The sequence below is a fragment of the Vibrio sp. A11 genome (genome assembly GCF_013048705.1).
Lineage (GTDB): Bacteria > Pseudomonadota > Gammaproteobacteria > Enterobacterales > Vibrionaceae > Vibrio > Vibrio metschnikovii.
The window spans coordinates 19,960-42,205 of sequence record NZ_VHSI01000004.1; the positions used below are offsets into that span (position 1 = coordinate 19,960).

The window sequence follows — 22,246 nt, forward strand, 5'->3', positions numbered from 1 at the left end:
ATGTTTGAAATTGAGTTAGGTGCGGCGGTTGCTTGTAATCTTTAGCCATAGACGAGCGTTATTTTTTGAGCTGGATCGCTTTTTAGCGATGAGAAGAAAAAAAATAGAAAAATGTCGACTATTTCCCTAAAGGATATTTAATTGAGGCCGTTAAAGGATACGAGAGAAATGAGGTATACCGACGAGAGGTGAGAGACTTGAAGGTATGCCAACTATCCGCCTAAGGAGATCAAACTATGGCAATTAACGTAAACACCAATGTGTCGGCGATGACCGCACAGCGCCACCTGAATAGTGCGGCTGACGGTGTGCAAAAATCAATGGAACGCCTATCATCGGGGTATCGTATTAACAGTGCTCGTGATGATGCAGCAGGCTTACAAATCTCAAACCGATTGACTTCGCAAAGCCGTGGGCTTGATGTCGCGGTACGCAATGCTAATGATGGGATCTCTATTGCTCAAACCGCAGAAGGTGCGATGGGCGAAAGTACCAATATTTTGCAGCGTATGCGAGATCTTGCTCTGCAATCTTCTAACGGTTCAAACTCACGCTCTGAGCGTGTCGCGATTCAAGAAGAAGTTACGGCCCTTAACCAAGAACTTAACCGGATTGCAGAAAGTACCTCCTTTGGTGGTAACCGGCTGCTGAACGGCACTTTTGGTAGCAAATCTTTCCAAATTGGTGCCGAATCAGGGGAAGCGGTGCTGCTAACGATGGGAAGTTTGCGCTCTGATACGGCTGAGATGGGCGGAAAAGCGTATCGAGCAGAAACAGGCCAAACGCCGGATTGGAGAGTCACCACTGCGACCGAACTCACGCTTAACTACACAGATAAGCAGGGTGAAGCGCGAGAAATCACTATTAACGCGAAAGTCGGTGATGACCTTGAGGAGGTTGCGACTTACATTAATGGTCAAAGTGAAGATATCAACGCGTCAGTCGGTGAAGATGGCAAGCTTCAACTGTATGCCTCTTCGCAAAAAGTAACCGGTGATGTGACGATAGGTGGCGATCTTGCTACCGAAATTGGTTTTGGTACAGGGCAAGATGTTAACGTGAAAAACATCGATGTGACTACCGTGGCTGGCTCACAAGAAGCGATTGCTATCCTTGATGGCGCGTTAAAATCGGTGGATAGTCAGCGAGCTTCACTAGGTGCTTTTCAAAACCGATTCTCTCATGCGATTAATAACTTAGAGAATACCAATGAAAACGTTAATGCCTCGCGCAGTCGTATCCAAGATACGGATTACGCACGTGAAACAACGGCAATGACTAAAGCACAAATTTTGCAGCAAGCGAGTACCTCAGTATTAGCTCAAGCGAAGCAGTCACCATCTGCAGCTCTTAGCCTGTTAGGTTAACTGACGGTGCAATGGGCAGCATGGGTAGCTGAACGCGCAATTAGCGATTAAGCTACCTATAAGGTGGAAGGGAGATTGTTATGGAAGTACCATCCTACACATCGAACATCCAGCCTTACGGCTCGCAAAGTGGCACTAAACTTGCTTCAGGAAACGACAGCGTGGTAAGTGCTTCTTCGCAGGAGAGTCACCGTTCGGTGCGCAAGACAGAAAAAGTCAATGCGCAAGTGTCTGAACAACTAAAACGCAACCAAGAACAAGCGTTGCAAGCCGCGATTAAACAATCTCAACAAAGAGAGCGGATAAACGAGCAGCAACGCGCAGTGGTTATTGAGAAAATGGACGAGTTTGTTAATTCGATCAATAAAGGTTTGGCGTTTCGGGTTGATGAAGAATCCGGACGGGATGTTGTGACGATTTATGAAGCCTCTACGGGCGACATTATTCGGCAGATCCCTGAAGAAGAAATGCTTGAAGTATTACGACGTCTCTCTCGTGAGCAGAGTCCAAAGTCAGGCTTGCTGGTGATTAAGGCGTAATCGTATGATTGAGGTGATTGGATGAGTTTAGGCCCAATGGGGATGAACACTGGTTTTGATATCAATAGCGTCGTAAGGACGATTGTTGATGCTGAGCGTGTACCAAAACAGCAAAGCATTGATAATAAGCGCTATGATAATGAAGCCAGTATTAGTGCCTATGGCAGGCTCAGGGAATCACTGGATACCATGCGAAATCTCATGGCGAATTTTCGTCAAGAGAAAGCGTTTGCTGTGCGCAAAGTTGACACTTCTGATGACCAGATTGTTTCTGCAACCGCTTCAACCGATGCGATTGCTGGGAGATACTCAGTCGATGTGTTGCAGCTTGCTCAAAGCCATAAAATTGCGTCAGAGGTTATACTGAGTGACACAAGATTTGGTGAGGGTAAGCTGCAAATTTCTCTGGGTAAGAGACAATTCACGGTTGATGTCGCCAATAATTCTCGGCTGACAGATGTGATACGAGAGATTAATGGCCATAAAAATAATCCCGGTGTGCGAGCATCAATCATCAATGATGTCGAAGGACCTCGGCTGATCATTGCTTCTAATCTATCGGGTGAAAAACAGCAAATTTCAATTCAAGCGCAAGCTGAGTCAGGTAACCCATTAAAACGCTTAGAGTATAAAACCTTAGAACAAAGGGTTAAAGATTTAGAGAAAGCACGAGCTGAAGCGCAACAAATCATTGCCCCTCTGACAGCGGAGCAACAAGAAGTCGCGGCCCAAGTCGCTGAAAAAATTGGTGCGGCTGCACGTGAAGTGGATAAAGAGCTCGCGGCCCAAGCTGAACAAGCGGTATCAACAACACAAGATCTTGATGATATCTCTGGCGAAGGGATCAAAGCTGCAGAAGAAGTCAATCGTTATCTAAGACCTGAAGAGCGCATTCCCGGTTGGACAGAAACCGCGTCAGGCACCTTACTTGATTCTTATTCCGAACCTCAACCGGAACTCGATGAAAATGGCTTAGCAAAGGCCGCCGATATTCCTGGTTGGAGTAATACCGCGTCAGGCACGTTGCTTGATTCTTATGTGACCCCCAAAGAAGCCCAAGCTAAAATTGATGCCAAACTTGCCCAAGAGCAAGCTGCAATACAAGAAGCGATAAAAAGCGGCAATATGACTCCGGAGGAGGCAAAAGCCGCTGAAAGAGCAAAATTATCTGCTGAAGAGCTCGCGGTGCTTGAAAAAATGGAACAAGTTCAAGCTCAATTAAAAGCGGCGCAGCACTCTTTTGATGAATATCAAGGGATGATCCAAGTTCAAGCGGGGCAAGATTCGTTGGTCTTGCTGGATGGTATTGCGACATTATCCAGTGAAAATAACATCATTGAAAACGCTATCGATGGCGTTAATCTTACTCTTAAAGGTCGACATGACGCCAATCAACGGCCTGCAGAAATTGGCATTGAGTACGACAGAGATAGTGTTCGTCAAGATATTGAGCAGTTCGTTGCGGCTTACAATCAATTTTACCAAATTAGTAAAGAATTATCGGGTGTCGATCCAAGGACGGGCCGTGCTGGACCACTCGCTGGAGATAGTATTGTTCGTAGTGCCGATACGCGATTGAAATCAGTCTTTTCATCGCCGATTGAGCAAGGGCCTGAGCAGCTAAAAAGCCTGACGGAATTAGGTATTACTACCACTCGCCAAGGGAACTTAGAAATTAACTATGCTATGCTCAATCGTCAGCTAAATAATAATTTTAATCAACTGGGTGATTTTTTTGGTGGCAATCAAGGCTTTGCTCGACGAGTCGAAGAAGCCATTCAAGGATTGACTGGGGCAACGGGATCGATCCGCACTCGCGAGAACAGCATCACCGAACAAAATCGTCGCTTGGTCAATGATCAAGACGCCTTGGATCGTCGTATGGACGGTTTAGAGAAGCGAACTCACGCTAAATTTTCGGCTATGCAAGATGCAACGGGTAAGATGCAGTCTCAACTTGCTGGTATGATGAATGCTCTGGGTTAGTGATATGCAGACTGAGCTACAAGCGTTATTTGATATAAATCAACAAATAAAAGAAAAGTTAACTATTGACGACATTAACACTGAAGAAATTCATCGCTTGGTCGATAATAGGGAACAACGGTTAGCGGTATTGCTGAGTTATATCGTAGACAATCCGCAGTTTGCGCAATCACCAGAATGGCAGAGCGCGATCGAAGAGACACAACATCTTGTTGAACTGATGCAGTCTAAAACCCTGTCTATCGGTAAATCATTGCGACAATATCGATACGGTAATAAATCGCTTCAACAATACAAAAAGTTTTTATAAAGAGGAAGACTATGCGTGGTTCTTTACAAGCGTACAAAAAAGTATCAGTGGATAGCCAGCTCAGTGCGGCCTCACCGCATAAAATCGTCCAGATGCTGATGGCCGGTGCCATAGAACGTTTGATCCAAGGTAAAGCGGCAATGCAGCAAGGTAATATCCCTGTTAAAGGTGAGCGTTTAGGCAAAGCACTGGACATTATTATTAGTCTGCGTGGCTGTTTATCGATGGACGATGGCGGGGATATTGCAAAAAACCTTGATCAATTGTATGAATTTATGATCACGCAAATCACCACCGCTAACCATAAAAACGAGCCTCAACCATTAGACGATGTGATAGATATTCTGCGTGAAATCAAGTCTGCATGGGATCAAATCCCTACTGAATATCATAATTTGACCGCGACTGATGTAGGGATATAAGTTTTATCTTAAACTTTTAACCAATATCACATCAGCTAAATGCTTGGTTGCCTTATTTTTTTAATTAAATAGAATAGAAGCCACTAACTAGCCGAGTGGCTTTTTTTGTTGCTGAATTTCACACGTTGTCTATTGTTTACTGAATTTGACATACAATTTTAGTCAGAATGAGTAAATAATTGGTAATGGTGTAACCACAACGTCCCTAAATTAAGGCAAATATTCTCACCTATGCAAGGTTTAGCACAACTACTTGTCATTGAAGACGATCCTGCAATTCGTCAAAGTTTTCGTACTATATTGGAATTTGTCGGGGAGCAATGTGAGGTCATAGATTCTTCTCAAGCTGACCGTATCGATTGGTCTGCGCCTTGGTCTGGGTGTATTTTGGGCTCGATTACTACGCCTTTGCTATCGGATGAGCTTACGCAGGCGTTGAGTCAAGCTAACCATATACCGTTATTGGTAGCTAACCAACACCATTTTTCTGTTGAATATTTCCCCCAATTTGTTGGTGAATTGGAGTTTCCCCTTAACTATCCACAACTCAGTGACGCATTGCGTCATTGTAAAGAGTTTTTAGGGCGTAAAGGGATAGCGCTGTCAACGCCTTCGCGAAATAACGCTTTATTTCGTAGCTTAGTCGGACAGAGTCTTGGTATTCAAGATGTGCGTCATTTGATTGAGCAAGTGGCGAATACAGAAGCAAATGTATTGATTTTAGGTGAATCTGGTACTGGTAAAGAGGTGGTAGCGCGCAACATTCATTATCACTCTTCACGTCGTAAAGGCCCTTTTGTACCGATTAACTGCGGAGCGATCCCCGCTGAATTATTAGAGAGTGAACTGTTTGGCCATGAAAAGGGATCGTTTACTGGGGCGATCACCTCACGTAAAGGGCGCTTTGAACTCGCTGAAGGCGGAACCTTATTTCTCGATGAAATTGGTGATATGCCAACTAATATGCAGGTTAAGTTACTGCGAGTGTTACAGGAACGCTGTTTTGAGCGAGTTGGTGGAAATACAACCATCAAGGCGGATGTGAGGATTATTGCCGCCACTCATCGAGACTTAGATAGCATGATCACTGAGCAGCGATTTCGAGAAGATCTTTACTATCGTTTAAACGTTTTTCCTATTGAGATGCCAGCATTAAAGGATCGTAAAGAAGATATTCCTTTATTGCTGCAAGAGTTGATGACCCGTATGGAGGCAGAAGGCGGAGCGCCGATTTGCTTTACTCCTCGGGCGATCAATTCATTAATGGAGCATGATTGGCCAGGTAACGTTCGTGAATTAGCGAATTTAGTTGAACGTATGGTGATTCTGTATCCCAATAATTTGGTCGATGTGAATCATTTACCGACCAAATATCGTTATAGTGATATACCTGAGTTTCAGCCTGAACCATGTCGGTTTAGTTCCGTGGAAGAGCAAGAGCGTGATGTGTTAGAAGATATTTTTTCAGAAAACTTCACGTTCGAATCTCATGATGATCTTAATGGTCATTTTGACGCAGCAAAGTCATTACCGCCAGAAGGGGTGAATTTAAAAGAGCTGCTCGCCGATCTTGAAGTGAGTCTAATTAATCAAGCGCTTGATGCCCACAGTGGCATTGTTGCTCGTGCTGCGGACATGCTAGGTATGCGTCGTACGACATTGGTCGAGAAAATGCGTAAGTATAATATGCAACGCTAAAGCGACTTTCTGGCGTGGTCAATATATTGACTGTCGTTAACGCATTGAAATTATTGAATAATAGTCTGGCTTGCATTTTGCATTTCAGACTATTGTTGTATATTAAGGCAAATTTTCGACGATGAATGATCCCGTACACAAACAACAGTCGCACTTAGACTCATTGGAAGATCAAGTTGAGCGTTATAAACAAGTGCTCGATGTAATGCCTGCTGGCGTGATATTACTGGATACTCAAGGGATCGTTCGTGAAGCGAATCCTGAAGCGCAACGGCTATTGCAAGTTCCGTTAGTCGGTGAAAAATGGTACAGCGTGATTCAAGTCGCTTTCGCACCTCGTGAGGATGATGGACATGAAATCTCATTACGTAATGGCCGAAAAGTTCGCTTAGCCATTTCTGCTTCAACAACGGGCCAACTTATCCTAATAACCGATTTAACCGAAACTCGCCTCTTACAATCACGGATCGGTGATTTACAGCGCTTATCGTCTTTGGGGCGGATGGTGGCATCGTTAGCCCATCAAGTTCGAACGCCATTATCGAGCGCGATGCTCTATGCTTCTAACTTAGCCGCGGCGAATTTACCGACTGCAACCCGTGAACGATTTCAATCTAAATTGGTTGATCGATTACACGACCTAGAAAAGCAAGTGAACGATATGTTGCTGTTTGCTAAGGGCGGCGATAACCGAGTCATCCAGCCTTTTTCTGTGGCTGAATTGGTGGCAGAGTTCTCACCTATGATTGAAACGGCATTAAAAAACAATCAAATCGATTATGATCTACAGGTTGAGCAAGACGATACCGTATTGTTAGGGAATGCTAACGCATTGGCTTCGGCGATCAGTAATTTAGTGATGAATGCTATTCAGATCATTGGTAAAGGGGCGCAAATTGATGTTTTCTTTCGTGCCGTCAACGGTGAATTAAAAATATCCGTTCAAGACAACGGTCCCGGTATCGCACCAGAGCTGCATCATAAAATAATGGAGCCTTTTTTTACGACGCGTTCACAAGGAACAGGGCTTGGGCTGGCGGTAGTCCAAATGGTCTGTCGTGCCCATGATGGGCGATTAGAGTTATTGTCGCAGCCTGGTGAAGGAGCCTGTTTTACTCTGTGCCTTCCCATCGAACGTCAATCGCCCTCACCTCAATCAGATAACGGAGAATGATCATGGCGCAAAGTAAAGTCTTAATCGTTGAAGATGATGAAGGGCTCCGTGAAGCCTTAGTGGATACACTGGCCTTAGCCGGATATGAGTGGTTAGAAGCTGACAGCGCTGAAGATGCACTTATCAAACTTAAAACACATCCAGTCGATATCGTCGTCTCTGACGTACAGATGGCCGGAATGGGCGGGTTAGCGCTACTTCGCAATATTAAACAGCATTGGCCAAATGTTCCGGTGCTATTAATGACCGCTTATGCCAATATCGAAGATGCCGTGGCGGCGATGAAAGAGGGGGCCATCGACTATATGGCGAAGCCTTTTGCGCCCGAAGTACTGCTTAATATGATCAGCCGTTATGCACCAGTAAAATCCGATGATGACGGTGATGCGGTGGTGGCGGATGAGAAAAGCTTGAAGCTGTTAGCGCTAGCGGAAAAAGTGGCGAGAACCGACGCCAACGTGATGGTTCTTGGCCCAAGTGGTTCTGGTAAAGAGATTATGTCACGTTATATTCATAACGCTTCACCCCGTAAAGATGGACCATTTATTGCCATTAATTGTGCTGCTATCCCAGACAACATGTTAGAAGCGACACTCTTTGGTTATGAAAAGGGAGCTTTTACGGGGGCGGTGCAAGCCTGCCCAGGTAAATTCGAACAAGCTCAAGGTGGCACCATCTTATTGGATGAAATCAGTGAGATGGATTTAAATCTACAGGCTAAATTGCTTAGGGTCCTCCAAGAGCGAGAGGTTGAGCGGCTGGGCAGTCGGAAAAGTATTCAACTTGATGTACGAGTTCTTGCGACCAGCAACCGAGATTTAAAAGCTTACGTTAAAGAAAACAAATTTCGCGAAGATTTATACTATCGATTGAATGTGTTTCCGATCACATGGCCTGCATTGTGTGAGCGAAAAGGAGATATTGCGCCATTAGCGACACACCTCGTGGAGCGCCATTGCAAAAAACTCGGTTTACCGGTTCCCAGCATTTCTCCCGCAGCCATGGAAAAGCTTCATCAATACACATGGCCTGGTAATGTCCGTGAGCTTGATAATGTGATTCAGCGTGCGTTAATTTTAAGTGAACAGGCGGACATTACTCAGCAACATATATTACTTGAGGGACTTGATTGGCAAGATGCGTCAGGTTTACAGCAGTTGGTTGAGCAAGAAGAAGTCTCGTGCCCCCAGATTAAGCCTGTTGCGCAAAGTTCGCCGATCAACCACACTCCAGCGAGTCCCGTCGGATTAGGTGATGAGCTACGTGATCAAGAGTTTACCATTATTATGGAGACGTTAGTTGAGTGTCACGGTCGGCGTAAAGAGATGGCGGAAAAATTAGGCATTAGCCCGCGAACGTTACGCTATAAATTAGCGAAAATGCGTGATGCAGGGATCGATATTCCAGGTTAATTTGACGTGGCATATTAATTGCTCATTTACTCAATATGGATGAGAGAGTCAAAGAATTGGCATTTAGAGGTGGTTATGAGATTAGATGGCTTAAACAGTGAGATGCAAGCAATGATGGCGGAAGCAGCGAATGCTCGTCCGGCGGCAACTGGACAAAAAGTTGGCGCTGATTTTAGCCAAATGCTGACTCAAGCCATCAATACTGTTAATGGATTACAGCAGTCATCGAGTAACCTACAGACACGCTTTGATCGCGGAGATGAAGGTATCTCTTTGTCTGATGTGATGATTGCTCGTAATAAATCGAGTGTGGCGTTTGAAGCGACTATTCAGGTACGTAATAAGCTCGTTGATGCGTACAAAGAGCTGATGAACATGCCAGTATAACCATAGGATGTAAACTGTGGCCGAAGATAAACAAACAACCGATCTGGCAATATCTTCTGGTGGAGAGCAGGCGCTTTCTACCTCGATGAGCTTAGATGATGGCTTACAAAATCCCGATTTAGAAGAAAAAAGTACTTCTAAGCTTGATTTTGCCATGGGCGATTTAGATCTCTTGCGACAAATTGTACTTGTCCTATCTATCTCTATTTGCGTCTCATTAATCGTGATGTTGTTTTTCTGGGTCAAAGAGCCGGAAATGCGTCCGCTGGGTGCTTTTGAAACTGAAGAGTTGATCCCCGTTTTGGATTATCTCGATCAGCAAAAACAGAACTATCGATTAGACGGCAATACGATTTTAGTACCCAGCAAAGATTTCAATAGTATTCGACTCAATATGGTTCGTTCTGGGTTGCATCAAACTCGTCATGCTGGGGATGATATTTTATTACAAGATATGGGCTTTGGCGTATCTCAGCGTCTTGAACAAGAAAGACTAAAACTCAGTCGCGAGCGGCAATTAGCTAAAGCGATTGAAGAGATGCGTCAAGTCAACCGCGCTCGAGTCTTACTTGCCTTACCACAACAAAGCGTCTTTGTGCGCCATAACCAAGAAGCTTCTGCCTCGGTATCATTAACCTTACGTACAGGAATGAACTTGAAGCAAGAAGAGGTTGATTCTATTGTTGATATGGTTGCCAGTGCGGTACCCGGTATGCGTCCGACTCGAGTGACGGTCACTGACCAACACGGACGCTTACTCAGCTCAGGTTCACAAGATCCAATCGCCACGGCTCGTCGCAAAGAGCAAGAGCTTGAGCGCCGTCAAGAAGAAAATTTACGCAATAAAATTGATTCAGTCTTGATCCCAATTTTAGGCTTAGGCAATTACACGGCCCAAGTTGATATTGAATTGGACTTCAGTGCGATTGAGCAAACCCGTAAAGTTTTTGACCCAAATACTCCAGCTACGCGCAGCGAATATACCTTAGAAGACTATAATAACGGTAATGTTGTGGCCGGAATTCCTGGCGCATTGAGCAATCAACCCCCCGCCGATGCTTCTATCCCACAAGATATCGCCCAAATGAAAGATGGCTCTATTTTGGGGCGAGGTTCTGTTCATCGTGAAGCGACACGCAACTTTGAACTCGACACCACGATCAGCCATGAGCGGCGTCAAACAGGGGTGATTAATCGTCAGACGGTGGCGGTGGCAATTAAAAATCGCGCTGTAGTTAATCCTGAAACAGGACAGGTGACTTATCAAGCATTAAGCGAGAGTGAAATCAATGCAATTCGTACCTTATTGATAGGTACGGTTGGGTTTAATGAAAATCGTGGTGATTTACTTAAAGTACTCAGTATGCAGTTTGCTGAACCAGAAACTGATCCATTGATTGATATTCCTATTTGGGAAAACCCACACTTTAACGATTGGGTACGTTGGTTAGCCAGTGCGCTAGTGATCATTGTGATTGTTCTGGTCTTGGTGCGCCCCGCGATGAAGAAACTACTTAATCCAGTGGTTGATGATGACGATCAATTATATGGACCTGATGGTTTACCGATAGGAGCTGATGGTGAAACCAGCTTAATTGGCAGCGATATTGAAGGGGGCGATCTCTTCGAGTTTGGCTCAGGAATAGATTTACCTAACCTACATAAGGATGAGGATGTACTCAAAGCGGTACGTGCTCTAGTGGCTAACGAGCCTGAACTTGCGGCTCAAGTAGTGAAGAATTGGATGCAAAATGCCTAACGATATAGTCAAAAAAGACGGTGCTGAAGAAGGGATTGATATTTCAACGATTCCTGGTGAAGAGCGCGCGGCCATTTTATTACTGAGCCTCAATGAAGATGATGCGGCTGGGATTATTCGTCACTTAGAACCCAAGCAAGTGCAGCGAGTGGGCAGTGCGATGGCAAAAGCAAAAGATCTCAGTCAAGATAAAGTCAGTGCCGTCCATCGTGCATTTTTAGAAGATATTCAAAAATATACCAACATTGGTATGGGCAGTGAAGACTTTATGCGTAATGCACTTATTGCCGCATTAGGTGAGGATAAAGCGAATAACTTAGTCGACCAAATTCTCCTAGGGACCGGTTCGAAAGGGTTAGATTCGCTGAAATGGATGGATCCTAGACAAGTGGCGACGATCATTGTTAATGAACACCCACAAATTCAAACCATTGTTCTCTCCTACCTTGAGCCAGACCAATCAGCAGAAATTCTCGCGCAATTTTCTGAGCGAGATAGGCTTCAATTATTAATGCGTATCGCTAATCTTGAGGAAGTTCAACCTTCAGCACTGGCTGAGTTGAACGAGATCATGGAGAAACAGTTTGCGGGACAAGCAGGTGCTCAAGCGGCGAAAATTGGTGGTTTGAAAGCGGCTGCGGATATTATGAACTATCTAGATAATAGCATTGAAAGCATCGCTATGGAGCAGATGCGTGAGCAAGATGAAGATCTCGCTACCCAGATTGAAGACCTGATGTTCGTGTTTGAAAACTTGGTCGAAGTGGATGACCAAGGTATCCAAAAACTACTTCGAGATGTACCACAGGATGTGTTGTTGAAAGCGCTCAAAGGTGCCGATGAAGCGCTACGAGATAAAATCTTTAAGAACATGTCTAAGCGTGCCGCTGAACTGATGAAAGATGACTTGGAAGCGATGGCACCGATTAAAGTGTCGGATGTCGAATCGGCTCAAAAAGAAATCTTGGCGATTGCTCGTAAGATGGCAGACAGTGGCGAGTTGATGTTGTCTGGTGGCGCAGACGAATTCTTGTAATCGAGAGACGGTGGTTTGTTACCTTGTGCTCTCGATGTCTTTCTTAATGAACTAGCGGCCTTTTTAGTTCGCGATAGGATGTTTCATGACTGGACAAAGAAAACGGGGTTTTATCCGTTTAGGCTCGGATGAGAATGTTGAGCCACCCAAAAAATGGGGATTACCAGATTATGGCGCAGAGCTGGGTAAGAAAGCCAAAGAAACGGCAATGAATTATGATCCCGCTTGGATGCCAAGCTTTGATGATCCTGAACCTGAGCTACCACAAACCTTAACGGATGAAGAAATTGAGTTAATCAAACGTTCCGCTTATCAAGAAGGCATCGAGCAGGGCAAAGCAGAAGGGTATCAACAAGGATTTGAACTGGGTAAACAAGGTGGTTTTGAGGTTGGCCACCAAGAAGGATTACAAACGGGTAAAACAGAAGGGCTTGAAGCGGGGCAACAAGCCATTCAAGAGCAGGTGAATGTTTTGATTGAGTTGGCCGATCAATTTGCTCAACCATTACAATTAATGAATGCACAAGTTGAAAAGCAGCTTGTGGATATGGTACTGACTTTAGTCAAAGAAGTGGTGCATGTGGAAGTTCAAACCAATCCACAAGTGATTTTAGATACGGTGAAAGAGTCAGTCGAAGCGCTCCCTGTTACTGGACATGCCATTCATTTAAAACTCCATCCTGAAGATTATGAATTGGTTAAAAATGCTTATGGTGAAGCGGAGTTAAATTCACGTCAATGGACACTCAGTAGTGAGCCTGCCTTAAATCGCGGTGATGTACAAATCGAAGCCGGTGAGTCGAGTGTGAGTTACCGTATGGAAGAACGTATTCGTAGCGTATTACAACGCTTTTGTGGCACAAATCGCCACCAAGTAGGACAAGAGTAATGTTGTCACTGGCCGAACGATTAGCACAGTACAAAACACAAGGCTTAACAACCAGACCTGTCGCGTCAGGCAAGCTGGTACGCGTCGTTGGACTGACGTTAGAAGCAACGGGGTGCCGAGCACCAATTGGTAGTTTATGTAAAGTCGACACCATGTCTGGTGAAATGGAAGCGGAAGTGGTTGGGTTTTCTGGTGACAGTCTGTTTCTGATGCCCAGTGAGCAAGTCAACGGTATCTTGCCGGGAGCCAAAGTAACCCCACTGACCGAAGAGGCAGGATTAGCGGTAGGGATGGAGCTACTGGGTCGAGTGATTGATGGTGTCGGCAATCCTTTGGATGGACTTGGACCGATTTACACCGATCAACAGGCCACGTTTAATGCTCAACCGATAAACCCTTTATTGCGTAAACCGATCACCGAACCATTAGACGTTGGAATCAAAGCCATTAATGGGTTACTGACGGTTGGTAAAGGCCAACGTATCGGTCTTTTTGCAGGCTCTGGTGTCGGTAAATCGGTTACCTTAGGGATGATGACTCGTGGCACGACTGCGCAAGTGGTCGTGGTGGGACTAATTGGTGAACGTGGCCGAGAAGTAAAAGAGTTTATCGAAGAAATACTTGGCGTGGATGGCCGTCAACGCGCGGTTGTAGTCGCAGCGCCCGCAGATTCCTCGCCACTGATGCGTTTGAAAGGTTGCCAAACGGCATTGGCTATCGCGGAATATTTTCGCGATCAAGGGCTCGATGTACTCTTATTGATGGACTCATTAACTCGTTTTGCTCAAGCGCAACGGGAGATCGCACTATCGGTGGGAGAGCCGCCAGCGACTAAAGGTTATCCACCTTCGGTGTTTGCTAAATTACCCGCATTGGTTGAACGAGCGGGCAATGGTGGTCCGAACCAAGGCTCGATCACCGCCTTTTTTACGGTGTTGACCGAAGGGGATGATTTACAAGATCCGATAGCTGATGCGTCGCGCGCCATTCTGGACGGCCATATTGTTCTCTCAAGAGAAATGGCAGACGCTGGTCATTATCCCGCGATTGATGTTGAAAAATCCGTCAGTCGGGTAATGCCACAAATCACCACAGATGAGCACATGTTGATGTCTCGAGCGGTACGACAAATCTTATCGATTTGTCGTAAAAACCAAGACTTAGTCTCAATTGGCGCCTATAAACCTGGCACCGATAAAGCGATTGATAGTGCATTTACTCTCAAACCAAGGTTGGATCAGTACCTTCAACAAGAAATGAAAGAGTCGGTACCTTATGAGATGTGCGTTGGTATGTTAAAAAATGTCTTGAGCATGGAGTAGTCTTGCTATGGACAATGCGTTGGAATTTTTATTAGACCAAGCCAAAGAGAAAGAAAGCCAAGCAATAATGGTATTGAGTAAGGCTCGTAATGAGCTTGAAGGTTACTATCAACAATTAAAGCAAATTGAGCAGTATCGACTTGAATATTGCCAACAGCTTGTCGAGCGGGGTCAAGCGGGATTGTCCGCCAGTCAATATGGTCATTTAAACCGATTTCTTACTCAGCTTGATGAAACCCTAGCTAAACAACGTGGCGCAGAAAATCATTTTAAGCAGCAAGTTGAGAATAGTCAGCAACATTGGTTACATATTCGGCAGCAACGTCGTTCATACGAATGGTTAATTGACAAAAAACGCACGGAGCAACGGCGCATTCAAGAGCGAAGAGAACAAAAGCAAATGGATGAATTTTCGACGCTCAATTTTAATCGTCAACGGAATATTCCTAAGTAATTATCCCGTTCAGATTGTTCTTTGTCCGACCGCGATACTGGTGCTTGGTGCTTCTAAATGTTATCCGTTCCAATACTTTATCCATTCCAATAAATAGATCTTATTGTGGCGTAGTTTTTGCATTTATTTAGGCACAGAATCCGATCATCTCATGCTACACACGATAACTATCGCGCGTGGCTTTATGATTCAGTATCAATGCGAGCGATGTGCCTATGAATATTAATTCAACTTCTTCTGTCGATAACACTTCTATTGCCAATCTGGCAAAAGGCTCCGTTGGGCAAAGTGGTCAAGATTCAGCAAGCGCTGAGCCAAGCAGTTTTCTCGATAAGTTAACCGCACTGCTGTTTAGCGCCAAAAGTGATACTCAAACGGCTAAGCACAATGAGGCTTCGATAGCGACGGTGGTATCGAGTGATGAAACTAGCTCTGAACTTTCAGCATCAGAACCCTCTGATGAACGACAGACTTTCGCCGAGTCTGATTCTGAGCACACGGCTTCATTTGACGCCGCTGTCGATGTTGGCCTCACACGTGCAATCGCTGAACCTCAATCTGAACCGCTCCTGGAGAATAAAAGCACGCAAGTGATGAATGAAGGCGATGACTTGCTGGTACGTTTACAGCAGGCTAATCAGGTGCTCACTGGGCATAACGGCAAGCCTTTGCCTCATAGTCTCTCCGCTAAGCATGACGATGCTGAGATAGCAGTGCCGGTTGTTGCTGACCAATACTCGCACTCAGATGACTGGACATCACCAATACAAACTCAGGTGATGTATGGCGCGAGCACTTTAGACAATAGCACTCGTCATCAATATGGCGATGATGGTGAGAATGAGCGGAACAACACAGTCGTATCTCATCGGGTCACTGAACTTGAGACTGATCTCGCGTCAATGGTTGCTCATCCAGAATTGACGGAGCGAGACGCTATCAGTAATACAGCGTTAACGACCGATATTCATCTTCCAATCGATAGTCAACCCACTTTATTAACCGATGAACTTGATATCGATCCGAGCTTGGTTACTCAAGCCACCCATTTCTCGGCGAACCCACATAGTCAATCTTCTTCTGGATCAATTGATGGAGATCTCTCTAAAGTTGAAGGTCATATAGAGCTTCAAGATGGGCAACGTACCAAAAAAGCGGTTGCGGTCGGGGTCTCTGCGGCATTGGCGACACAGTCCGCCGCTGCTTCTCCTGTTGGAGCATCTCAAACAATAGCTGCTCCTGTTAGTACAGCGATGAGCAACGCTACTTCACTGGATGCTGAGATGAGTAGTACAACGGCCGTTAATCGAGCGGCTGGTCAAGCGATGGCTCAGCCAGATTTAGTAAATACTCAAGCGGCTAACGCCGCCTTAGCGAGTTCAATGTTGCTTGCCGGAGCAGCAGGAAAAACGCGTTCGGCGAGTGATAGCGATGATACCTCATTAGCTCAACAAATAGCGGCAACCGCGACCCAGTCTGGGGTAAGTAGTTCGACACCATTGCGTCATGAAGCGACGCCGATTCAAGCTCAACCACTGCCTTTGATGCTCAATAAAGGATTGGTTGCGGATGAGATGGCTGAGCGGATCCAAATGATGATGTCGAAGAATTTAAAAAATATTGATATCAGGTTGGATCCGCCAGAGTTAGGCCGATTGCATATTCGTATGAATATGCACGCTGATGGAGCTAGTATTCAATTTACGGTAACCAATGCTCAAGCACGAGATGCTTTAGAGGGCGCGATGCCTCGTTTAAGGGAAATGTTAGCCCAACAAGGTGTACAATTGGCGGATACATCAGTGCAACAGCAGAGCTCGGGTCAGCAACAAGGTTATGCTGCTGAGCGAGGCCAGTCTGGTCATTTAAGTGACGATGATACGCTATTAGGCGATGAAAACATTGATGCTAACGTCAAACTTGATTTGAATGTGACAACAAAGCGTGATGGAATCAGTTATTACGCTTAAACTAATAAAAATAAACAAAACCACGTAGAGGATGTTATGGCTGCTGATGAAAATTCACAAGATGCACCGAAGAGTAAAAAGAAACTGCTGATCATTATCGTTGCGGCGGCGGTTTTGCTGTTAGGTGGCGGCGGTGCAGCGTTCTTTTTAATGGGATCTGGCAGTGATCAGCAAAGTGCCGATACAGCGAATCGCCGAGCGGCACCTAGCGTTGCTCCAGTTTCTTACGTTAACATTGCTCAGCCGTTTGTGTTTAATGTCAGTGGTGATACTCGGGGACGTATGGTCCAAGTTAAAGTCCAACTGATGGTTCGTGGTACTAATAACGAAAACCTAGCTCGTTTTCACTCCCCGTTAGTAGAAAGTACCTTATTGGCGACGTTTGCTTCAGCGACGGTTGAACAACTGCGTACTCCATCGGGGCGGGTTGAATTACGAGATAAAGCCACCGAAGATATTAAAGCCGCCATGACACAAGTGGTGGGAGAACCCGTTATTGAACGTGTTTTATTTACCGATTTTGTAATGCAGTAGGTGAGTCCGTGACCGATTTACTAAGCCAAGACGAAATTGATGCGCTCCTTCATGGCGTTGATGGAGTGGATGACGAAGAAGAAGAGTTAGATTCGTCGACTGCCTCTTCATTTGATTTTTCGTCACAAGATCGTATCGTTCGTGGACGAATGCCGACGCTTGAGCTGATTAATGAACGCTTTGCACGGCATATGAGGATTAGTCTGTTTAATATGCTGCGTAAAACCGCCGAAGTTTCGATTAACGGCGTACAGATGATGAAGTTTGGTGAATACCAAAATACACTATACGTTCCGACCAGTCTTAACATGGTGCGTTTTCGTCCATTAAAGGGGACAGCGCTGGTGACAATGGAAGCGCGACTGGTATTTATTCTGGTTGAAAACTTTTTTGGTGGTGATGGCCGCTATCATGCGCGAATTGAAGGTCGAGAATTTACACCAACCGAACGACGAGTTATCCAATTATTGTTGAAAATCGTTTTTGCCGATTATAAAGAAGCATGGTCACCAGTAATGGGGGTCGAGTTTGAATATTTAGACTCGGAAGTGAATCCGAGTATGGCGAACATCGTCAGTCCAACCGAGGTAATCGTTGTCTGTTCATTCCATATTGAAGTGGATGGTGGAGGCGGTGATTTCCATATGGTCATGCCTTATTCGATGGTTGAACCGATTCGAGAATTGCTCGATGCAGGGGTTCAATCGGATAAAATGGAAACCGATGTTCGCTGGAGCTCAGCACTACGCGACGAAATTATGGACGTGCCGATTAATTTTCGAGTCAATTTATTAGAGCAAGACATCGCGCTGCGAGATCTAATGGATTTGCAGGTTGGCGATATTATCCCGATAAAAATGCCAGAACATGCCATTATGTTTGTCGAAGAGCTACCCACTTATCGCGTTAAAATGGGACGCTCAGGTGACAAACTCGCGGTGCAAATTTCGCAAAAAATCAAACGTCCTGAAGCAATGAAAACCGATTTGGCCTTTTTAGGTAAAGATATCATTGCTGAATTAGAAAATGACGAATTAGCCGATGAAGAACAATCTTAAGCGTAAGAATAGGTAGCAAAGATGTCAAAATCAGATGATCAAAAATTGGCAGATGAATGGGCGGCAGCATTGGGCGAAGATCCAAATGCTCCTGATGTTGATGTCGATGAAATATTAGCAGCCCCATTGGATGAATTAAAAGATACTTCACCGCCGATCACTGAAGATGAGCGGCGCAAGTTAGATACTATCATGGATATTCCGGTGACCATTTCGATGGAAGTGGGCCGATCTAAAATTAGTATTCGTAACTTGTTGCAATTAAACCAAGGTTCAGTCGTGGAATTGGATAGAATTGCCGGAGAATCACTTGATGTTATGGTCAATGGAACCTTAATTGCTCATGGTGAAGTCGTTGTCGTCAATGATAAGTTCGGTATCCGTCTCACGGATGTTATTAGTCAAACAGAACGGATTAAGAAGCTGAGATAGCGGATGAAAAAAATCTTAGGGCTAGCCTTGCTCAGTTGCCCAGCTTTTGCCGCTCCCAGCAGTTCGTTGGATATAGCGACCACCTTAGGGTCGCTTTTATTCGTCCTGGGTTTTATTCTGTTTCTAGCTTGGTTACTTAAACGGATGAAAGTCCCGGTTTTTGGTCAGCAAAAAGGATTTCAGATCATTCGCCAGCTTCCTGTTGGGACCAAAGAACGAATCATGATAGTCCAAGCAGGGGAGGAGCAGTTTTTGATTGGGGTGACCAGTCATTCGATCCAATTGATTGCTAAATTAGACTCACCATTAACTCAGGAGGCGCAAGATCCAACGCCTTTTGCTCATCAATTGACGCAGCTGCTAAAAAAACATGACAAATAATCGCCAATATCACCGACTCACCCATTTACTCTGTAAAGCAATGATGCTGCTCAGTTTACTTATTTGGGCGTTTTCCTCCCCACTTTATGCTCAGCAAGAGCTTGCAACGGCCATTCCTCCCACTGCTGCCGGTGCGCAAGGTGTTACCGTATCAGCAATGGAGAGTGAACAAGCCGGTTCAAGGAGTTTGGCCTTATCCAGCCGTAGTGGTGGCGGTGGGATTCCCGCATTCACGATGACAACTAATGCGGATGGCGGTGAAGATTATTCGATTAATCTACAAATTCTCGCTCTAATGACCATGCTGGGCTTTTTGCCAGCGATGGTTATTTTAATGACGTCATTTACGCGGATTGTTGTCGTGATGTCGATTTTGCGTCAGGCGATGGGCTTGCAGCAAACTCCCTCGAATCAGGTCATTATTGGTATTGCGATTTTTTTAACGTTTTTCATTATGTCGCCAGTGCTCAATCAGATTAATGACCAAGCGGTACAGCCTTATCTTAATGAGCAGATCAGTGCTCGGCAGGCATTTGATTTAGCCCAGGATCCGATGAAATCTTTTATGCTTAAACAAACACGACTTAAAGATTTAGAGACGTTTGTTAACATTGCCGGTTCGAATGCGCAAAATCCGGAAGATGTCTCGATGGCGATTCTTATTCCTGCGTTTATTACCTCTGAATTGAAAACGGCATTCCAAATCGGTTTTATGCTCTTTTTGCCTTTTCTTATTATTGATTTAGTGGTGGCTTCGGTATTAATGGCGATGGGTATGATGATGTTGTCACCGATGATCGTTTCCTTACCCTTTAAGCTGATGTTATTTGTCTTAGTTGATGGATGGAACCTAATTTTATCGACCTTAGCGGGCAGTTTTGCTTTATAGCGGGAGAGACAAATGACACCTGAGCTGTTTGTTGAGCTATTTCGTGAAGCATTATGGTTAGTGCTGATCATGGTTTGCGCCATCATTGTACCTAGCCTAATAATTGGTTTAGTTGTGGCGGTGTTTCAAGCCGCAACCTCAATCAACGAACAGACACTAAGCTTTTTACCACGTTTGATTGTGACTCTATTAGCATTAATGATGTTTGCCCATTGGATGACTCAAATGCTGATGGAGTTTTTCTTCGCCATGATTGAGCGCTTGCCACAAGTTTTATTTTAGGAGCTGCGATGGAATACCCAGCCAGTGTAGTCCTAGATTTTATTGCACACTACTTTTGGCCCTTTACACGTATTTCAGCCATGTTGATGGTGATGACCGTCACTGGCGCGCGGTTTGTGTCGCCGCGTATTCGCCTATATCTTGGTTTAGCGATCACACTCGCCGTAATGCCAGCAGTGCCAGTGATTGCCGATGATTTGCAACTCCTCTCCTTTCAAGGCTTTTTAACCACACTAGAACAAATCATTATTGGCGTGGCGATGGGTATGGTGACTCAGTTTTTAATTCAAACCTTTGTTATTCTTGGTCAAATACTCGGTATGCAAGCCAGTTTGGGGTTTGCTTCTATGGTTGATCCTGCTAATGGACAGAATACGCCGCTGTTAGGCCAATTGTTTATGTTTTTAGCAACGATGTTTTTTTTGGCGACGGATGGCCATTTAACTATGATTCAGTTGGTGGTGCTGAGCTTCACCAGTTTACCGATTGGCGCAGGATCGCTGACTAATGTCGATTATTATGAGCTCTCTCAATGGTTAGGGATTATGTTTAAAGTGGCGTTGAGTATGTCACTGTCTGGGATCATTGCGTTATTAACCGTTAACCTTTCCTTTGGGGTAATGACTCGGGCTGCACCACAATTGAATATCTTTTCGCTAGGTTTTGCCTTTGCTCTTTTGGTCGGATTACTGATTTGTGGTTATATTGTCAGTGGTCTATTTGCGCACTATGATCTGTTTTGGGCAGAGGGTGAGCAGCAACTGTGTCGTTTGATCCGCCTGAACTGTTAGGAGAAACCCGTGGCAGAGTCTGATGGACAAGAAAGAACCGAAGAGGCGACCCCCAGGCGCTTGCAACAAGCCAAAGAAAAAGGGCAGGTTGCAAGGTCGAAAGAGTTAGCGTCGGTATCGGTATTAATCATTGGTTCGGTAGCCCTAATGTGGTTTGGCGAAATGTTAGCCAGTCGCTTGTATACCACGATGGGACGGTTGTTTTCTCTGAGTCGTGAAGAGATTTTCGATAGCAGCAAACTGTTCGATATTATTGCTGGTACGCTGACCCATTTAATTTTCCCACTACTACTGATCCTCGTCACCTTATTTGTGGCTGCGCTGATCGGGGCTGCTGGTGTTGGCGGAGTCAGTTTTTCTGCTGAAGCGGCAAGACCTAAGTTATCAAAGATCAGTCCGTTGAGCGGCTTTAAACGCATGTTTGGTATGCAGAGTTTAGTTGAGCTGTTTAAGTCGATACTCAAAGTACTCTTAGTGGCTGGAGTCGCTTTCTATCTGATTGACGCTTCGAAAAATGATCTTTTTCAACTCAGTATGGATGTTTATCCACAAAATATTTTCCATGCTTTAGAAATTCTACTCAATTTTATTTTGTTGATCAGTTGTTCACTGCTGGTAGTCGTCGCGATTGATGTGCCTTTTCAGATTTGGCAACACGCTGAAAAACTGAAAATGACTAAGCAAGAGATTAAAGACGAATACAAAGATACGGAAGGTAAACCTGAAGTCAAAGGGCGAATTCGGATGTTGCAGCGTGAAGCGGCACAACGCAGGATGATGGCTGATGTCCCTCAAGCGGACGTTATTATCACCAACCCCGATCACTTTTCAGTGGCGCTACGTTATAAGCAAGGAACGGATAAAGCCCCCATTGTGGTTGCCAAAGGCGGCGATTTTCTGGCCCTTAAAATCCGTGAAATTGCCCGTGAGCACGAGATTATAATTGTTGCCGCTCCTCCGCTAGCGCGGGCGCTGTACTACACCACAGAGCTAGAGCAAGAAATTCCAGATGGTTTATTCGTGGCCGTCGCTCAGGTATTGGCTTATGTGTTCCAGATTAAGCAATATCGCCGCAAAGGAGGTCAGCGCCCAGTGTTGAAAACGCAAGAGTTGCCAATACCACCGGACATGCGCTACTAGCGGAGACTCTCTCT

General features: G+C 45.1%; 23 protein-coding genes. All 23 read left to right on the forward strand.

Annotated elements, in window-relative coordinates; all coding sequences use genetic code 11:
• Positions 1-236: 236 nt before the first annotated feature.
• The 23 genes from FKQ60_RS05615 (at position 237) to flhB (ending at position 22,232) form a co-directional block, all read left to right on the forward strand.
• On the forward strand, positions 237-1,367 hold the full coding sequence (locus tag FKQ60_RS05615; protein ID WP_004394752.1) for a flagellin: 1,131 nt from the start codon (positions 237-239) through the stop codon (positions 1,365-1,367).
• A gap of 80 nt (positions 1,368-1,447) precedes the next feature.
• The gene (gene flaG / locus FKQ60_RS05620; RefSeq protein ID WP_040904131.1) at positions 1,448-1,906 is read left to right on the forward strand and encodes a flagellar protein FlaG; all 459 of its coding nucleotides are present in this window, start codon (positions 1,448-1,450) and stop codon (positions 1,904-1,906) included.
• A 21-nt stretch (positions 1,907-1,927) separates the two neighbouring features.
• Entirely contained in the window at positions 1,928-3,892 is a 1,965-nt protein-coding gene (gene fliD / locus FKQ60_RS05625) for a flagellar filament capping protein FliD (RefSeq protein WP_170906172.1), read from the forward strand.
• 4 nt (positions 3,893-3,896) lie between these two features.
• The gene (locus FKQ60_RS05630; RefSeq protein WP_040904736.1) at positions 3,897-4,202 is read left to right on the forward strand and encodes a flagellar protein FliT; all 306 of its coding nucleotides are present in this window, start codon (positions 3,897-3,899) and stop codon (positions 4,200-4,202) included.
• Positions 4,203-4,213: 11 nt separating this feature from the next.
• Entirely contained in the window at positions 4,214-4,624 is a 411-nt protein-coding gene (gene fliS, locus FKQ60_RS05635) for a flagellar export chaperone FliS (protein ID WP_004394755.1), read from the forward strand.
• Between the two features lie 231 nt (positions 4,625-4,855).
• Positions 4,856-6,322 carry a sigma-54 dependent transcriptional regulator gene (locus tag FKQ60_RS05640; RefSeq protein ID WP_004394756.1) on the forward strand — a complete coding sequence of 489 codons (1,467 nt, stop codon included), beginning with the start codon at positions 4,856-4,858 and terminating at the stop codon, positions 6,320-6,322.
• Positions 6,323-6,443: 121 nt separating this feature from the next.
• The gene (locus FKQ60_RS05645; RefSeq protein ID WP_004394757.1) at positions 6,444-7,496 is read left to right on the forward strand and encodes an ATP-binding protein; all 1,053 of its coding nucleotides are present in this window, start codon (positions 6,444-6,446) and stop codon (positions 7,494-7,496) included.
• Positions 7,497-7,498: 2 nt separating this feature from the next.
• Positions 7,499-8,908, forward strand: coding sequence for a sigma-54 dependent transcriptional regulator (locus FKQ60_RS05650; RefSeq protein ID WP_004394758.1), 1,410 nt, complete (start codon positions 7,499-7,501; stop codon positions 8,906-8,908).
• Positions 8,909-8,983: 75 nt separating this feature from the next.
• Entirely contained in the window at positions 8,984-9,295 is a 312-nt protein-coding gene (gene fliE / locus FKQ60_RS05655) for a flagellar hook-basal body complex protein FliE (RefSeq protein WP_040904136.1), read from the forward strand.
• Between the two features lie 16 nt (positions 9,296-9,311).
• The gene (gene fliF / locus FKQ60_RS05660) at positions 9,312-11,054 is read left to right on the forward strand and encodes a flagellar basal-body MS-ring/collar protein FliF (protein WP_040904138.1); all 1,743 of its coding nucleotides are present in this window, start codon (positions 9,312-9,314) and stop codon (positions 11,052-11,054) included.
• Entirely contained in the window at positions 11,047-12,090 is a 1,044-nt protein-coding gene (gene fliG / locus FKQ60_RS05665) for a flagellar motor switch protein FliG (protein ID WP_115152658.1), read from the forward strand. The genes fliF and fliG overlap by 8 nt, the downstream gene beginning before the upstream one ends.
• 85 nt (positions 12,091-12,175) lie before the next feature.
• A complete protein-coding gene (fliH, locus tag FKQ60_RS05670) occupies positions 12,176-12,979 on the forward strand; it encodes a flagellar assembly protein FliH (protein ID WP_004394762.1) in 804 nt (267 codons plus the stop codon).
• Positions 12,979-14,301, forward strand: a complete 1,323-nt coding sequence (fliI, locus tag FKQ60_RS05675) for a flagellar protein export ATPase FliI (protein WP_004394763.1) — start codon at positions 12,979-12,981, stop codon at positions 14,299-14,301. Before fliH ends, fliI begins: the two co-directional genes overlap by 1 nt.
• Positions 14,302-14,308: 7 nt before the next feature.
• Positions 14,309-14,755: a flagellar export protein FliJ gene (gene fliJ / locus FKQ60_RS05680; protein ID WP_004394764.1), complete on the forward strand. Its 447-nt coding sequence runs from the start codon at positions 14,309-14,311 to the stop codon at positions 14,753-14,755.
• A gap of 215 nt (positions 14,756-14,970) precedes the next feature.
• Entirely contained in the window at positions 14,971-16,725 is a 1,755-nt protein-coding gene (locus FKQ60_RS05685) for a flagellar hook-length control protein FliK (protein ID WP_004394765.1), read from the forward strand.
• A gap of 36 nt (positions 16,726-16,761) precedes the next feature.
• Complete coding sequence (gene fliL / locus FKQ60_RS05690) at positions 16,762-17,259, forward strand: flagellar basal body-associated protein FliL (RefSeq protein WP_115152657.1); 498 nt, start codon at positions 16,762-16,764, stop codon at positions 17,257-17,259.
• 8 nt (positions 17,260-17,267) lie between these two features.
• Positions 17,268-18,317 (forward strand): flagellar motor switch protein FliM, encoded by a 1,050-nt coding sequence (gene fliM / locus FKQ60_RS05695; RefSeq protein WP_040904139.1) that lies wholly within the window; start codon positions 17,268-17,270, stop codon positions 18,315-18,317.
• Positions 18,318-18,338: 21 nt separating this feature from the next.
• The gene (gene fliN, locus FKQ60_RS05700) at positions 18,339-18,749 is read left to right on the forward strand and encodes a flagellar motor switch protein FliN (protein WP_004394768.1); all 411 of its coding nucleotides are present in this window, start codon (positions 18,339-18,341) and stop codon (positions 18,747-18,749) included.
• Positions 18,750-18,752: 3 nt separating this feature from the next.
• Positions 18,753-19,130, forward strand: coding sequence for a flagellar biosynthetic protein FliO (gene fliO / locus FKQ60_RS05705; RefSeq protein ID WP_040904140.1), 378 nt, complete (start codon positions 18,753-18,755; stop codon positions 19,128-19,130).
• A 40-nt stretch (positions 19,131-19,170) separates the two neighbouring features.
• Positions 19,171-20,019 (forward strand): flagellar type III secretion system pore protein FliP, encoded by an 849-nt coding sequence (gene fliP, locus FKQ60_RS05710; protein WP_224215257.1) that lies wholly within the window; start codon positions 19,171-19,173, stop codon positions 20,017-20,019.
• A 12-nt stretch (positions 20,020-20,031) separates the two neighbouring features.
• Positions 20,032-20,301, forward strand: a complete 270-nt coding sequence (gene fliQ / locus FKQ60_RS05715; RefSeq protein WP_170906173.1) for a flagellar biosynthesis protein FliQ — start codon at positions 20,032-20,034, stop codon at positions 20,299-20,301.
• An 8-nt stretch (positions 20,302-20,309) separates the two neighbouring features.
• The gene (gene fliR, locus FKQ60_RS05720) at positions 20,310-21,092 is read left to right on the forward strand and encodes a flagellar biosynthetic protein FliR (protein WP_170904297.1); all 783 of its coding nucleotides are present in this window, start codon (positions 20,310-20,312) and stop codon (positions 21,090-21,092) included.
• Positions 21,093-21,101: 9 nt separating this feature from the next.
• Entirely contained in the window at positions 21,102-22,232 is a 1,131-nt protein-coding gene (gene flhB / locus FKQ60_RS05725) for a flagellar biosynthesis protein FlhB (protein WP_170904298.1), read from the forward strand.
• Positions 22,233-22,246 lie beyond the last annotated feature (14 nt).

Coding starts and splice junctions, on each gene's coding strand:
- FKQ60_RS05615 (WP_004394752.1), top strand. CDS start 237: ATGGCAATTAACGTAAACACCAATGTGTCGGCGATGACCGCACAGCGC.
- flaG (WP_040904131.1), top strand. CDS start 1,448: ATGGAAGTACCATCCTACACATCGAACATCCAGCCTTACGGCTCGCAA.
- fliD (WP_170906172.1), top strand. CDS start 1,928: ATGAGTTTAGGCCCAATGGGGATGAACACTGGTTTTGATATCAATAGC.
- FKQ60_RS05630 (WP_040904736.1), top strand. CDS start 3,897: ATGCAGACTGAGCTACAAGCGTTATTTGATATAAATCAACAAATAAAA.
- fliS (WP_004394755.1), top strand. CDS start 4,214: ATGCGTGGTTCTTTACAAGCGTACAAAAAAGTATCAGTGGATAGCCAG.
- FKQ60_RS05640 (WP_004394756.1), top strand. CDS start 4,856: ATGCAAGGTTTAGCACAACTACTTGTCATTGAAGACGATCCTGCAATT.
- FKQ60_RS05645 (WP_004394757.1), top strand. CDS start 6,444: ATGAATGATCCCGTACACAAACAACAGTCGCACTTAGACTCATTGGAA.
- FKQ60_RS05650 (WP_004394758.1), top strand. CDS start 7,499: ATGGCGCAAAGTAAAGTCTTAATCGTTGAAGATGATGAAGGGCTCCGT.
- fliE (WP_040904136.1), top strand. CDS start 8,984: ATGAGATTAGATGGCTTAAACAGTGAGATGCAAGCAATGATGGCGGAA.
- fliG (WP_115152658.1), top strand. CDS start 11,047: ATGCCTAACGATATAGTCAAAAAAGACGGTGCTGAAGAAGGGATTGAT.
- fliH (WP_004394762.1), top strand. CDS start 12,176: ATGACTGGACAAAGAAAACGGGGTTTTATCCGTTTAGGCTCGGATGAG.
- fliI (WP_004394763.1), top strand. CDS start 12,979: ATGTTGTCACTGGCCGAACGATTAGCACAGTACAAAACACAAGGCTTA.
- fliJ (WP_004394764.1), top strand. CDS start 14,309: ATGGACAATGCGTTGGAATTTTTATTAGACCAAGCCAAAGAGAAAGAA.
- FKQ60_RS05685 (WP_004394765.1), top strand. CDS start 14,971: ATGAATATTAATTCAACTTCTTCTGTCGATAACACTTCTATTGCCAAT.
- fliL (WP_115152657.1), top strand. CDS start 16,762: ATGGCTGCTGATGAAAATTCACAAGATGCACCGAAGAGTAAAAAGAAA.
- fliN (WP_004394768.1), top strand. CDS start 18,339: ATGTCAAAATCAGATGATCAAAAATTGGCAGATGAATGGGCGGCAGCA.
- fliO (WP_040904140.1), top strand. CDS start 18,753: ATGAAAAAAATCTTAGGGCTAGCCTTGCTCAGTTGCCCAGCTTTTGCC.
- fliP (WP_224215257.1), top strand. CDS start 19,171: ATGATGCTGCTCAGTTTACTTATTTGGGCGTTTTCCTCCCCACTTTAT.
- fliQ (WP_170906173.1), top strand. CDS start 20,032: ATGACACCTGAGCTGTTTGTTGAGCTATTTCGTGAAGCATTATGGTTA.
- fliR (WP_170904297.1), top strand. CDS start 20,310: ATGGAATACCCAGCCAGTGTAGTCCTAGATTTTATTGCACACTACTTT.